Here is a 14,512-nt window from a genome sequence, read left to right on the forward strand (position 1 = left end):
AGACTACTTTTAATCGAGCTTCTCTCCCTGGAACACACCTGTCCCATCAAGATAAGTACGCAGCGAAGCATACTGATCATTATGCCAAAACGCTTCTGAATCAACTAGTATCGCTGCATCTTGTCTTGCTGTTTCTAACGCCCGATAATCATGTACCATATCAGCAACCTTAAATTCTGGTAGACCACTTTGCTTACTTCCAAAGAAATCCCCAGGACCTCGTAACTCTAAATCTTTTTCTGACAATACAAATCCATCATTTGTTTCAGTCATAATGCGCATTCTTTCTTTTCCCGTTTCTGATTTCGGGTCCGCAATTAATAAACAATATGATTGTTCACTACCACGCCCAACACGCCCCCTCAGCTGATGGAGCTGTGATAAACCGAAACGTTCCGCGTCATAAATAACCATAACAGTCGCATTTGGTACATTCACGCCTACTTCAACAACTGTTGTCGACACAAGAATTTGCACTTTATTTTCACTAAACTGTCCCATTATCTCTTCTTTTTCTTGAGATGATAGTCTCCCATGCATTAATCCAACTTGGCATTTCCCTTGATAATGATGAGTCAGCATACTATGTAAGTCGATAGCATTTTGTACATCAAGCTTCTCAGACTCTTCAATAAGAGGGCAAATAACATATGCCTGTCTTCCTTTTTTTATCTCTTTCTCCACAAAGCCGAGGACACGATCTAACATATCATGTTTTGCCCAGTACGTTTCGATTACCTTTCTACCAGCTGGCATTTCGTCGATAATAGAAACGTCCATCTCTCCAAATGCAGTGATAGCTAACGTACGCGGGATTGGGGTCGCCGTCATAAACAATACATCTGGACTTTCACCTTTCTCACGTAAAACCCGGCGCTGCGCCACACCAAATCGATGCTGTTCATCGGTAATAACGAGACCTAACCTATGAAATATAACTTCGTCTTGAATTAAAGCGTGCGTTCCAACAAGGATGTCTACTTCTCCCTGTTCTAATCTCGACAAAATTTCTCGACGTCTCGCACCTTTAACAGAACTTGTTAGCAATTCAACCTTCATACCGAAATGTGAAAACGTCTCCGCGAGCGACTGATAATGTTGCTCGGCTAAAATTTCTGTAGGAACCATCAAAGCACCTTGATAATGAGCCAATTTCGCCGCATAAAGAGCAATCGCAGCAACAACTGTTTTCCCAGAACCTACATCCCCTTGCAATAATCGATTCATTCGGTACGGAGATATCATATCTTTCATTATTTCATCTACAACCCGGCGTTGTGCACCAGTTAATGGAAACGGAAGCGCATCAGTAAACTCTTGCAATTCTACTAATGAAATTTCCTTTTTCGTCCCTTTCGAGTTTTCCCTTTCCATTTTCCGTAATGTTTGCATTTTCAACTGAAACAAGAAAAACTCCTCATATACAAAACGGCGACGCGCTTGCTTTAAGTCTTCCTGTCCCACTGGAAAATGTAACCCTCTGAGCGCTTCATAGCGTGATAATAATTTATATCGACTTAACAAACCATCTGGTAACACTTCGACTATAGAATCTCCATACTCCTTAAATGCTTGTGCAACAAACCGGCGCATCTGTTTTACTGTCAGTTTTCCTTTCACTGAATATACAGGTTCTACTTCTTGTTGTCGTACAACCGGTCCAAAATTCAGTTCTGATACAGCAATTGTTTGGCGATGCTGATCCCATTTACCAGTAATCGTTACCGTTTCATCTAAATTTAACTTTTGTTTATAGTATGGTCTATTAAAACATACAGCTGTAATTAAATAACGACCGACGAGAACACGAACTGTAAGACGTGACTTCTTCTTCCCATAATATTGCAGTAAAGGAGCACTATGAACTTTCCCCTCAACCGTTACACGCTCGTCATGCTTTACTTCAGCAAGATCTTTCATCGCATAGTCTTCATAGCGGTACGGAAAATGTTCTAATAGATGAGAAACTGTATAAATTCCCATCTCGTGTAACAACTCAGATGTTTCTCCTCCGATTCCCTTTACATCCGTAACAGGAACTTGTACAACTTCATTCAAGATTCTCACGCTCCGTCACATTATTTTCTTTGATTCATTCTATTGATTATCCATTATTATCATTGACATCTGTAATCGCTCTCTTTCACCTTATATATTCTATCATAGGCATTCTAAGAGAAACTACTCTAATCCCTCTATATAAAGTGAAACTATAATCAGTGGGCGTTTACGGGCAGTTAATCTCCCACTTAACTTCTTTGCTCCAGCCGAATATAGGGGGTGGAAGTTTTACTGCCCACAAATAGCGGGATAAAACAAAGTTGTACAATACGTAAGAAAAGAGCCTCACTATTAGCAGCAAGGCTCTTTTCTATCATCAATATGCTAGCCTTTTGAATAAAAACTAGTAATAAACTTCATATCACTATTTCTTATCCATTAGCAAGTAAGTAACCCATTTATTTTCAAATCGAATCTTTTCTTATTCTACAGAGAAGATGAAAGAATACACCGGTTGGTTCCCTGCATGTACTTCTACTTCTGCATCTTCAAAGTTCTCTTCTACAAACGCAACTAATTTAGCCACTTCTTCATCTGTTGCATCTTCACCTTGTAGAATCGTTACGATTTCAGAATCCTCATCAATTAGCGCTTCTAGTAATTGCTTTGCAGCTCCTACTTTCTCAGCATTTGTAGATACAATTTTCCCATCTGCAATACACATGAAATCATCTTTTTGAATCGCTACACCGTCAATTTCCGTATCACGAACAGCATACGTAATCTGACCTGTTTTCACATGAGTTAAAGCTTCTTTCATGTTTTCTTCATTCTCTTCTAGCGTTCCAACTGGATTAAATGCTAACATTGCAGCCATACCTTGAGGAACTGTTTTTGAACGAATAACAATAACTTCTTGTTCTACAACTGACGCTGCTTGTTCTGCTGCCATCACGATATTCCCGTTATTTGGTAAGATAATGATTTTTTCAGCATTTGCCTCTTCAATCGCCTTCACAATATCCTCCGTACTCGGATTCATCGTTTGGCCACCTTCGATAACTTTCGTTGCACCAATGCTCTCAAATAGAGTTTTAATACCCGATCCCATAGCTACAGTTACAATACCATACGGTTGTTTCTCTATTGGCTGATTCGTTTGTTCAGGTACCATGGTAGGTTCATCTAATAAAGCAGTATGCTGTTCACGCATATTTTCTACTTTAATCTTAATTAGACTACCGTAACGTTGTCCATAGTTCATAGGATCTCCAGGATGTTCCGCATGAATATGAACCTTTACAACCTCATCATCCGATACAACAAGTAGTGAATCTCCGTACACACTAATATCTTCACGGAATTTTTGTTCAGAGAAATTATGTTCCTTCATTTTTCCAGGCTCTAATTTCACCATAAATTCCGTACAATATCCATACTTAATATCTTCTGTACTCAATTGGCTTTGTACACTACGGTGATGTTCTGCACGTACCATGTCATTCATAGATGGTTGGGCAGGCATATTAGAAGAAATCGTTTCTCCTTTTAAGTCAGCTAAAAATCCTTCATATACAACAACAAGACCTTTACCACCGCTATCTACAACGCCAACTTGTTTTAATACAGGTAATAAATCTGGCGTACGATTTAACGATGCGTTTGCTTCTTTTACAACGTCTTCCATAAACAAAACAAAGTCGCGCTGTTTTTTCGCAACTGTCACTGCATATTTACCCGTTTCTCTTGCAACCGTTAAAATCGTTCCTTCAATTGGTTTCATAACCGCTTTGTAAGCTGCCTCTACTCCAGCTTCTAAAGCTGCAGCAAAATCAACTGTCGTTAATTCTTCTTTTTGTTCAATGGATTTAGAGAAACCACGGAATAACTGAGATAAAATAACCCCAGAGTTACCACGAGCTCCCATTAATAATCCTTTGGCTAAACTTACACCGACTTTACCAGCATGCTGCGAAGGATTTGCTTTCACTTCACGTGCGCCTGAAGTCATTGATAAGTTCATGTTTGTACCGGTATCGCCATCTGGAACTGGGAATACGTTTAATGCATCAACAAGCTGAACATTATTTGTTAAATTATTGGCTCCTTGAATGATCATTTGTGATAAACGTTTTCCATCAATTTTTTGAATTGACACAGATTTTCCTCCTTAATGCACATTACAAGTTTATTACTTTAACTCCTTGTACGTAGATGTTTACAGAATCTACTGCTAGTCCTACAGTTTGATCTAATGTATATTTCACTTTAGTCTGCACGTTATGTGCTACTTCTGAAATTTTCGTACCATAGCTCACAATAATATACATATCAATATGTACTTCATCTTCATTTTTACGAACAATAACGCCTCTAGTGAAGTTTTCTTTTCGTAAAATTTCTGTTAATCCATCTTTTAACTGATTTTTTGATGCCATACCTACGATACCGTAGCAATCTACTGCGGCACCTCCAGCAATTGTTGCAATTACATCTGTACTAATATCAATTTGACCGTACTTCGTTTTAATTTCAATTGACATCTCGTTTCCCCCTTCATAAATGGTGAAAGTGAGCTAGACTACTTTAGTTACTATCATATAATCTTTTTAAAGAAAATTCCATCGTTCTTTCTTTTTCACTCTCATATTTTATGTTTTAAATTACATTTTTTTATGATGAGCAAAATAGTCCATTGTTATTATACAACATGTACCACTATAATATGTCAAGCAATTTTTCTTGATTTCACCTTTTCTTCATTGACATATAGTGTCAAGTATTTTTTCTTGATTTCTTTTTCCTACGGTGTTGCATTCTCTTTTTAGTTGTGTTAAATTATAGTAGTGTTTTTAGCATCGCATAAAAGACTAATATTGAAAAATTACGTATGTTACGGTAGTTAAGGGAGGGAAATATAAATGGCTCGTGTTTGTGCTATCACTGGAAGAAAAGCTCGTTCTGGTAACTCTCGTTCTCACGCAATGAACGCTACAAAACGTAAATGGGGCGCTAACCTTCAAAAAGTTCGCGTACGCATCGACGGAAAAGTTCAACGTGTTTACGTTTCTGCTAGAGCATTAAAATCTGGCAAAATCGAACGTGTTTAATAATAAAAAAAAGAGCCGCTAGGCTCTTTTTTTATTATACCATTGGAAAAAGCACCGGTAATAGGTGCTTTTTTTAGTCTTTTTTGAAGGTATTTAACATCGCACGAACAATTCCACCAAGAAATTTAGGTAACTTAATTGTATAAAATCTCATGGTTTCCCTCCTAATCCCCATTACTCCACTTGTTCACTATATGATGCAAGGAGCAAAATTGTTTCTTCAATCAGTGCTTCTTATCATCATTAATATGCCAGAAGTGAATGAAAAAGTACCTTTTTCCTCAACGAGTTCATTACTAATACAAAGTGTCGATCCCCACTCTATTGTTTTATTAGTAAGGGGATACTTAAAACCGTGAAGTGTAATACCTTCTACCCTTTCAGTAACTGGTACAAATGATACGTATGGAAAATGTTCGTTTCCTTCAATTATATACATACCAAACTTTTTCACCATTATTTCATTTTTATTGTCCACAATACACATTTCTATATTTACTTCTAATCCCTTTAAAAGCATCTGAATATTTGCTAAACCATGATCAAGTCTTCCACCAGTAGCACCAAAAATACGAATTAATTTTGGTTTCTGTTCTAAAGCCCAGCTAATTGCAATTTCTAAATCTGTTTGATCTTTTTCTCGCGGGACGATATGTAATTCATTTGTTTGTTGCCTCATCCATGCTAATTCCTCATCAGTAACTGAATCATAATCCCCAAACGCAACAGCCGGAGTGATTCCTCTTTTCAACAAACGGTACACTCCTCTATCAACGGCCGCCCAAACTACTTCTTCATTTTCATACCGCGAAAAATCTGCGCAGTATTCTGCAGGTCCTCCCGCTAAAATATGAATAATCATTTTTCCTTCCCCTTCTATTGTAAAAAGGCAATCTGCCATTCGGTAGATTGCCTTTCTCCTTATTTGCCACTCTAACATGTATAAATAGTGAAGTCTTAATGAACTAGAAGCTTCACTAGGATAAAGGTTCGTTCATTCTTTATCCGCGAATTACACGAATTGCTTCACCGCGGTCTTTTTGATTGTATACTGCTGATCCCGCTACAAGAACATTCGCTCCTGCTTCAATACAAAGTCTTGCCGTTTCAGCGTTGACACCACCATCAACTTCAATTTCCACTTCTAGATTTCGCTCTTTAACCATTTCTGCAACTTGTTTGATTTTCGGTAATACAGAATGAATAAACTTCTGCCCGCCAAATCCAGGATTTACTGTCATAAGTAATACCATGTCTATATCTTCTAATACATGCTCAATCGTTGAAACTGGAGTATGCGGATTTAATACAACCCCTGCTTTAATGTCATGAGATTTAATTAACTGAATTGTACGATGTAAATGAGGACACGCTTCTATATGAACAGTAATAATATCCGCTCCCGCTTTTGCGAAAGTTGGGATATAGTTATCAGGATTTTCAATCATTAAATGTACATCTAACGGTAATGATGTAATCGGACGGATTGCTTCTACAATTAATGGTCCAATCGTAATATTTGGTACGAAATGCCCATCCATTACATCGACGTGAATGTAGTCAGCTCCGCCTTTTTCTACATCTTTAATCTCTTCCCCTAATCTTGAAAAATCTGCTGATAAAATCGATGGTGCAATTTTAATCATGACTAATACCTCGGCTTTCTCTCTCTAATTTCTTCTACGAATTGTTTGTAATTCTTATAACGATATTCGGTAATCTTTCCTTCTTCAACCGCAGCTTTCACCGCACATTTCGGTTCAGCAAGGTGTGTACACCCTCTAAATTTACAGTATTGGCTCGCTTCTTTCAACTCTGGAAAACAATATGTAAGATCTTCTACCTCTATATCTATGAAATCAAGCGAACTAAAACCAGGTGTATCCGCAACAAGTCCGCTTCCAACTGTAATTAATTCTACGTGTCTTGTCGTATGCTTTCCACGTCCTAAATGTGAAGAAATATCATTAGTTTTCAATTCTAAATCTGGACGTAATACGTTTAGCATTGAAGATTTCCCAACACCAGATTGGCCTGCAACGACGGAAATACAACCTTCTAAGAATGGTTTCAGAATATCAATACTTTCCGATGTATTTATTGAAGTAAACAACACATCATAACCCATTTCACGATAATCATTTGCATAAGATTCAACAGTTTCTCTCATTTTTTCATCTACTAAATCCATCTTACTAATACAAATAATTGGTTTAATGTTATGATATTCAATTAATACTAAAAATCGATCTAACAGTCCTGGATTAAAATCTGGTTCTACCGCAGAGAAAACAAGAATAGCTTGATCAACATTAGCAATAGGAGGTCTAACAAGTTCATTTTTCCGATCAAATACTTCTAACACATAACCTTCATTCGGATTATCCGCTTGAAAAACAACTTGGTCTCCTACAAGTGGCGTAATTTTATTCTTCCTAAATACACCACGCCCACGACATTGTGTAATCCCTTCCTCATTCTGCACATAATAAAACCCACTTAGAGCTTTTACAATTTTTCCTTCTGGCATATAATTCTCCTTTATTTTGTATAAAATGAAACTGCAATTAAATATGAATAGACTAGCGTTCTTTAAACAATTAGTTCAAAGCCCACCAAATATATATCCAGGTTCATATATTTAATCTACCATCAAATTTGAAATATTATTTACAACAGTATCACTTTTACAGCTTTTTGAATCATATATTTTTGCCTGTTATACAGTCCACGATGTAGACAGCATAACAGGCAAGAGTAATAAATTCCATCTTCTATATAAGGACGATGGAATTCACTATTATTGAGCTGGATATGGTACTTCCTTGTCCATAATCGTTACTCCATCTCGGACAATTTTATAGTGTCCCTTTGCACCTTCTTGAATTACAAATTCTAAAGAAATAATCGCTGACTCAGTAATTGTTCTCGTTTCAACTGGTTTATCCATTTTTTGCTGCATATCTTCTTTATAAATTTCTATTGTTTGCGGCTTTTTCTCACCTGTTGCAGAAGCTTCATATGGGATAGAAATGTTATCCACTTTTACCGTTTTCGTCACTTTAGGCTTCGGACCATCGGAGATAACAATCGATACTTTATCTCCTTCTTTTAAAGGTGTCCCAGGCTTTGGTAACTGTGAAATAACAAGACCTTTATCAACCGTATCTGAATACTCTCTTTTTATATCAGAAACAAGCTTTCTTTCATTTAAATAACCTTTTACACTATTTTCAGTCCATCCTGAAAAATCACCTGGTCTTATTTGATAAGGTCCTTTACTTACCCAAATTTTCAGTTCTTGTTCTGTCTCTATAACCATTTGATCAGGCGTTGGTATTTGCTCTACAATTTCACCTTTCGGCTTATCATTTTCAATATAATTTATTGTAACTTGTTTATATTCTTCTTCTAACTCAGCTCTTATACTCTCGAAATCTTTTCCTGTCAAATCACGCATCTTACTTTTCTTTTTCCCACCTGATTGATAGATAGTAATTTTAGAGTTTTCTTTCACTACTCTTCCTGCTATAGGATCTGTTTTTATCACTTTTCCGGCTTCAACATCATCTGTATATACAAGATTAGGTTCAGTAACTTCAAAACCTTTTTCAACTAATGTATTTACAGCTGTCGTATATTTCATACCAGCCACATCAGGAACCTTCACATCTTTCGGAATAAAGAAGCCTGGAATAACAGTAAGTGCTAATGTTATCCCTATCGCTAAAAGTAAAAATGTTGTAATTAAAACTTTCAGCCATTTATTATTTCGCTTTTTCTTCTTACCTGATTTGGTCTCTTCTTTTCTTACTTGTTCATCCACTTTACTTCCTTTTAATACAATCGTTTCATCACTTACATTTTGAAATAGTTGTTCTTGTTGAATAATTGGAATCGCTTTCGTTGCTTCCATATCTTCTGGTATGTAAAATGGTTGTTCATTTATTCGTTCTGGGTATAGTGCTGTTTCAATATCTCGTTTCATCGCGTTAGCAGATTGATATCGATGGAACGGATCTTTCGCAGTTGCCTTTAATATAATATTTTCAACACTTTGTGGAATATTGTCATTCCATCTTTTTGGAGATGGCATTTCATTTTGTAAATGTTTTAACGCAATTGCAACAGCAGATTCACCAGAAAACGGTTGTCTTCCTGTTAACAATTCAAACATAACAATCCCAAGTGAATAAATATCTGATTGTTTATTCGCTATACCGCCGCGCGCTTGTTCTGGTGATAAATAATGCACCGAACCGAGCACCGAATTTGTATGTGTAATTGTTGCTGCACTTGTAGCTGTCGCAATTCCAAAGTCTGTTACTTTGACCACTCCGTCATCTCGAATCAAAATATTGTGCGGTTTAATATCACGATGTACAATCTCAAAATGATGGGCGTGTGCCATAGCGGACGTTAACTGCTCCATTATATCAAGAGCCTCTCCTATCGGTAACATCCCTCGATCAATTATGTATTGCTTCAATGTTCGTCCAGGTACATATTCCATTACAAGATAATATATATCATCCTCTTCCCCAACATCATACATATTCACAATATTTGGATGCGACAACGTTGTAACAGATTGCGCTTCTCGATGGAAACGTTTAATAAACTCTTCATTATTTGAATAGTCGAGTCTTAATATTTTTACCGCTACATCTCGGCCGAGTATATCATCATGAGCTAAATATACATTGGCCATTCCTCCACCGCCAATCATTTTCAGCAGCTTATAACGGTCATTTAAGCGTTTTCCAATCAGCACGTTGCACTTCACCTACTTTCGTTTGTCGAATCCGTATAATCAATAATAACGAGGGTAATATTATCTTCTCCACCACGATCATTTGCTAATTGAATGAGATGCTCTCCCTTCGCCTCGAGCTGTTCATTCAATTGTAAAATTTGTTGCATATCAGCAATAGAAACTTTGTTAGACAATCCATCCGAGCAAAGAAGTAATTGATCATCTTCTTCAAGCACCAATGTTTTAACATCTAATCCAACTGTTTCTTCATTTCCTAATGCTCTTAACAAAACATTCTTTTTCGGGTGATATTCTGCATCTTCCTTTGAAATTTCGCCATGTCTTACAAGTTCATTTACAAGCGAATGATCTTCCGTTACAAGCGTCATTTTCCCCTCTGATACCATATAACAACGACTATCTCCTATATGACCTATCGTCACAAAATTCGATGTACAAATGGCTATTATAAGTGTTGTTCCCATGCCATTACATTCTGCATGCTGCTGAGAGTAAGCATATATGCGCTCATTAATAATTCCAACGTTAGTATGTAACCACTTTTCTACCTTTTTAGGCTCATTCATATTATGCGTTTGCTTCCAATAATCATGGAATAATTGAATAGCCATCGAGCTAGCTACATCGCCAGCTCGATGACCTCCCATTCCATCTGCTACTACCGCTAAAATATTTCCATCTAAATTGCGAAAAACTCCTGCACTATCTTCATTATGTTGACGAACTTTTCCTTTATCCGATAGAAACACGGCTTTCATCTAGTCACCTCGTCTCTTCTTTGCGCTCCTTTGCACGCAACTGACCACAGGCTGCATCAATATCATGACCTTGTTCACGGCGAATGGTTACATTCACTCCACGATCTTTTAGCGTCTTTTCAAATAAGAAAATTTGCTCTCGTGGCGTACGTACATAATCACGTTCTGGCACGTAGTTTACCGGAATTAAGTTTACATGACATTTTACACCTTTTAAGAGCGCAGCAAGTTCTTCAGCGTGCTCAACTTGGTCATTTTCTCCTCCAAATAAGCCATATTCAAATGTAATACGACGCCCTGTTCTATTTACATAGTATTTAACAGCTTCCATTAAATCAGGTAGCTTATAAGCACGGTTGATCGGCATTAATTTTGAACGTATCTCTGTATTTGCAGCATGCAATGAAATCGCAAAATTAATTTGCATATCTTCTTCAGCGAACTTATAAATTTTTGGAACAATTCCACTTGTTGAAACTGTCATATGTCTTGCACCAATATGAATTCCTTTTTCATGATTTACAATGCGTAAGAATGACATTAAGTTATCATAATTATCAAATGGCTCTCCAATTCCCATAACAACAAGAGAACTTACACGTTCTTCTGTTTCATCAAGCGCACGCTGAACTTCTACTACTTGCGCTACAATTTCTCCAGCCTCTAAGTTTCGTTTTAACCCACCAAGTGTAGAAGCACAGAACGTACAGCCAATGCGGCAACCCACCTGTGTTGTTACACAAATGGAATTTCCATATTCATGTCGCATTAGTACAGTTTCAATAGAGTATCCATCGTATAACTGGAATAGGAATTTAATCGTTCCATCCGAAGACGTTTGTTTTACTAAAGTGTTTAAAGTAGTAATATCAAAGGAATTCGACAATTTATCGCGCAATCCTTTAGCAAGGTTTGACATATCCTCATAATTTTTTACACGTTTTTTATATAGCCAATCAAAAATTTGTCCTGCACGGAACTTAGGTTCTCCCTGTTCCTTTAACCAATCTTGCATTTCATGAAGTTGTAAAGAATAAATTGATGGTTTCTTTGTTTCTAGATTTTTCTTTTGTTTTTTTACAGTCGTTTCCATGATGCTACACCTTCTTTCTTAAACAAGCAATATAAAAGCCATCTGTTGCAAAATAATGCGGTAAAATTCGTACTTGACCTTCATCAATATACGGATTTAACTTTTCTGGCATGCGATCTTTTATCGTAGTATCCCATTCAAATTCAGGATGCTCTTGTAAAAATTGCTTTATTACTTGTTCATTTTCTATTTTTTCAATTGTGCACGTACTATAAACAAGGCGACCACCTTGTTTTAACAATGGTGCTATTTTTTCTAGTATCGCAAGTTGAATCGTTGATAACCTTTCACTATCGCCCTTATCTTTACCTAACTTAATATCAGGTTTACGTCTAATAACACCAAATCCAGAACATGGTGCATCTACTAATATTTTGTCAAAAGATTCATTTGCAAAATGCTCTTGAACTTTTCTAGCATCTAAAGCCATCGTTTCTACATTTTCTAAACCAAGTCTCTTCGCCTGTTGTTCAATTAAACGTACTTTATGTGCGTGTAAATCAAGCGACATTACCTTACCAGTTCCGTCCAAACGCTCTGCAATATGAGTTGTTTTTCCGCCAGGAGCAGCACAACTATCTAGAACTGTATCTCCTTTATTCGGTTCTAAAGCACGTGCTACAAGCATTGAGCTTTCATCTTGAATAGAAAGGAAACCTTTTTTGAACGCTTCTGTATGTGCGACATTTCCTCTTTCAATTTGAATTGCATCCTCTGACAATTCACCACGTTTTGCTTCTATACCCTCATCAGCTAATAACGCAACCGCTTCTTCTACCGTTACTTTATCAACATTTACACGTGCTGTTGGTACAGGTGGCAACATATTTACTTCACACATTTTCTCTGCTGTCTCTAAACCATATTCGGATGCCCATTCTTGTACAAGCCACATTGGATGACTCGTTGCAATCGCAAGACGTTCTACTGGATTTTCGATTTCTTCTAACGAAGGTACACCTTCTCGCTGAATTGAACGCAATACTCCGTTCACCATGCCTGAAATCCCTTTATGCCCACGACGCTTTGCAATCTCAACTGCTTCATGAATAGCCGCTCTTTCTGGAACTCGGTCTAAATATAGCATTTGATATAGAGATAGGCGAAGCAACACTCTTACCCACGCTTCAACCTTTTTTCTTAAAAATGGTTGTAAATAATAATCTAGTGTGTCACGACGTTGAATTGTTCCATATACCATTTCAGTTAATAAACCAATATCTTTTCTGTCAATTGTATTTTTTTCAATCAAATTATTTAAAAGTAAGTTGCTATATGCACCACTTTTTTCTACTTGAATTAAGCCATCCAGAGCTAACTCACGAACATTTTGTCTCATGCATTTTCTCCTAACTTCGTACCAATTTCAGGTTTTGTTCCACGTAAAAATTGTGAACAACTCATACGCTTTTTACCAGATGGTTGCAATTCAGTGATTTTAACGCCTGTCTCGTTCCCTGTTGCAACAACAAATCCATCTTCTTCAAGAGCTACTATTGTACCTGGTTCAGCTTTCTCTGTAATAGAGACCTTCTCTCCCCACCATACTTTAATAACTTGTCCTGCCAAAGTCGTATAAGCAACTGGCCATGGATTCAATCCGCGAATGTGATTGTATACTTCTTCACCTGTTTTTGTCCAATCAATTATCTCTTGCTCACGTTTTATATTATATGCAAACGTCACTTCAGCTTCACTTTGTTTAATTGGTTCTAGTTTACCCTGAATTAGTAAAGGAACCGTTTTAGATAAAAGGTGTGCTCCTGCTTCGCTTAACTTATCAAATAATGAACCTGTTGTTTCACGCTCTTCAATTTCTACTTCTACTTGCGTTAATATATCGCCCGCATCTAATTTTTCTACCATATACATAATTGTAATACCTGTTTTCTCTTTACCTTCCATGATCGCATAATGAATTGGTGCACCACCGCGAAGTTCTGGAAGTAATGATGCGTGGACATTAATACATCCATACTTTGGCGCTTCTAAAATTTCATTCGGTACGATTTGTCCAAATGCTGCTGTTACAATTAAGTCTGGCTCTAGTGCTAATACTTTTTCATATTCGTCTTTTTCACGAATTTTTAACGGCTGTACTACTGGAATACCATGTTTCTCCGCTTCTACTTTAACAGGAGTAGGTGTTAAAACCTTTTTTCTACCAACTGGACGATCAGGTTGCGTTACAACACCAACTACGTCATATCCGTCCTCGATAAGACGACGAAGCACCGGCACAGAAAAGTCCGGTGTCCCCATAAATACTACTTTCATCATTCAAAAACCGCTCCTTTTAAACCTATTCTAATTCGCCTGCTTCATAATACCTTTTCACTTTAGATGTAAATAAAACACCGTGTAAATGATCGATTTCATGCTGAATTGCACGCGCTAAGAAGTCATCCGCTTCTAATAAAAATATTTTACCGCGACGATTTTGTGCACGTACTTTAATGTAATCTGCACGCTCCACTTCACCATAAAGTCCCGGAAAGCTTAAGCAGCCTTCGGGACCTACTTGTTCACCACGTTTTTCTAAAATAACAGGATTAATTAATTCAATTTTACCTGTATCATCACCTATATCAACAACAGCAACTTGTAAGCTTACACCCACTTGTGGCGCAGCTAAACCAACTCCGTCTGCAATTAACATTGTTTCATGCATATCTTTTAACAATTTCACTAACTTTTTATCAAAGTTAATTACTCTTTCGCATGGTGTTTCTAACACTTCATTTGGATGCTTTACAATTTCTAAAACTGCCAT

14 protein-coding genes are annotated in these 14,512 nt (G+C 37.0%); 1 reads left to right on the forward strand and 13 read right to left on the reverse strand.

Features of this window, described 5'->3' with window-relative positions; genetic code table 11:
- Positions 1 to 9 precede the first annotated feature (9 nt).
- From recG to DN408_RS08390, 3 genes are all read right to left on the reverse strand, one after another.
- Positions 10 to 2,058, reverse strand: coding sequence for an ATP-dependent DNA helicase RecG (gene recG, locus DN408_RS08380; protein ID WP_002014510.1), 2,049 nt, complete (start codon positions 2,056 to 2,058; stop codon positions 10 to 12).
- A gap of 424 nt (positions 2,059 to 2,482) precedes the next feature.
- Positions 2,483 to 4,159: a DAK2 domain-containing protein gene (locus tag DN408_RS08385; protein WP_002128829.1), complete on the reverse strand. Its 1,677-nt coding sequence runs from the start codon at positions 4,157 to 4,159 to the stop codon at positions 2,483 to 2,485.
- A gap of 22 nt (positions 4,160 to 4,181) precedes the next feature.
- Positions 4,182 to 4,544, reverse strand: a complete 363-nt coding sequence (locus DN408_RS08390; RefSeq protein ID WP_002014507.1) for an Asp23/Gls24 family envelope stress response protein — start codon at positions 4,542 to 4,544, stop codon at positions 4,182 to 4,184.
- A gap of 378 nt (positions 4,545 to 4,922) precedes the next feature.
- Between DN408_RS08390 and rpmB the strand changes: the two genes are divergently transcribed.
- Positions 4,923 to 5,111: a 50S ribosomal protein L28 gene (rpmB, locus tag DN408_RS08395; protein ID WP_000124776.1), complete on the forward strand. Its 189-nt coding sequence runs from the start codon at positions 4,923 to 4,925 to the stop codon at positions 5,109 to 5,111.
- A gap of 73 nt (positions 5,112 to 5,184) precedes the next feature.
- On the opposite strand, the gene spoVM is transcribed toward rpmB, so the two are convergent.
- The 10 genes from spoVM to def form a co-directional block, all read right to left on the reverse strand.
- Positions 5,185 to 5,265 carry a stage V sporulation protein SpoVM gene (spoVM, locus tag DN408_RS08400; protein WP_001213599.1) on the reverse strand — a complete coding sequence of 27 codons (81 nt, stop codon included), beginning with the start codon at positions 5,263 to 5,265 and terminating at the stop codon, positions 5,185 to 5,187.
- Between the two features lie 66 nt (positions 5,266 to 5,331).
- Complete coding sequence (locus tag DN408_RS08405) at positions 5,332 to 6,012, reverse strand: thiamine diphosphokinase (protein ID WP_002014506.1); 681 nt, start codon at positions 6,010 to 6,012, stop codon at positions 5,332 to 5,334.
- A gap of 100 nt (positions 6,013 to 6,112) precedes the next feature.
- Complete coding sequence (gene rpe / locus DN408_RS08410) at positions 6,113 to 6,757, reverse strand: ribulose-phosphate 3-epimerase (RefSeq protein ID WP_147740060.1); 645 nt, start codon at positions 6,755 to 6,757, stop codon at positions 6,113 to 6,115.
- A 2-nt stretch (positions 6,758 to 6,759) separates the two neighbouring features.
- A complete protein-coding gene (gene rsgA / locus DN408_RS08415; RefSeq protein ID WP_002014503.1) occupies positions 6,760 to 7,641 on the reverse strand; it encodes a ribosome small subunit-dependent GTPase A in 882 nt (293 codons plus the stop codon).
- 270 nt (positions 7,642 to 7,911) lie between these two features.
- Positions 7,912 to 9,885, reverse strand: a complete 1,974-nt coding sequence (gene pknB / locus DN408_RS08420; protein ID WP_002014502.1) for a Stk1 family PASTA domain-containing Ser/Thr kinase — start codon at positions 9,883 to 9,885, stop codon at positions 7,912 to 7,914.
- Between the two features lie 8 nt (positions 9,886 to 9,893).
- Complete coding sequence (locus DN408_RS08425; protein WP_002066780.1) at positions 9,894 to 10,646, reverse strand: Stp1/IreP family PP2C-type Ser/Thr phosphatase; 753 nt, start codon at positions 10,644 to 10,646, stop codon at positions 9,894 to 9,896.
- 4 nt (positions 10,647 to 10,650) lie between these two features.
- Positions 10,651 to 11,739: a dual-specificity RNA methyltransferase RlmN gene (gene rlmN, locus DN408_RS08430; protein ID WP_002014500.1), complete on the reverse strand. Its 1,089-nt coding sequence runs from the start codon at positions 11,737 to 11,739 to the stop codon at positions 10,651 to 10,653.
- A 4-nt stretch (positions 11,740 to 11,743) separates the two neighbouring features.
- The gene (rsmB, locus tag DN408_RS08435) at positions 11,744 to 13,078 is read right to left on the reverse strand and encodes a 16S rRNA (cytosine(967)-C(5))-methyltransferase RsmB (RefSeq protein WP_002128834.1); all 1,335 of its coding nucleotides are present in this window, start codon (positions 13,076 to 13,078) and stop codon (positions 11,744 to 11,746) included.
- Complete coding sequence (gene fmt, locus DN408_RS08440) at positions 13,075 to 14,019, reverse strand: methionyl-tRNA formyltransferase (protein ID WP_002014498.1); 945 nt, start codon at positions 14,017 to 14,019, stop codon at positions 13,075 to 13,077. Before fmt ends, rsmB begins: the two co-directional genes overlap by 4 nt.
- A gap of 22 nt (positions 14,020 to 14,041) precedes the next feature.
- Positions 14,042 to 14,512, reverse strand: a complete 471-nt coding sequence (gene def, locus DN408_RS08445; protein ID WP_002014496.1) for a peptide deformylase — start codon at positions 14,510 to 14,512, stop codon at positions 14,042 to 14,044.

It is taken from the genome of Bacillus sp. AR13-1 (genome assembly GCF_008042285.1).
Classification (GTDB): Bacteria; Bacillota; Bacilli; order Bacillales; family Bacillaceae_G; genus Bacillus_A; species Bacillus_A mycoides.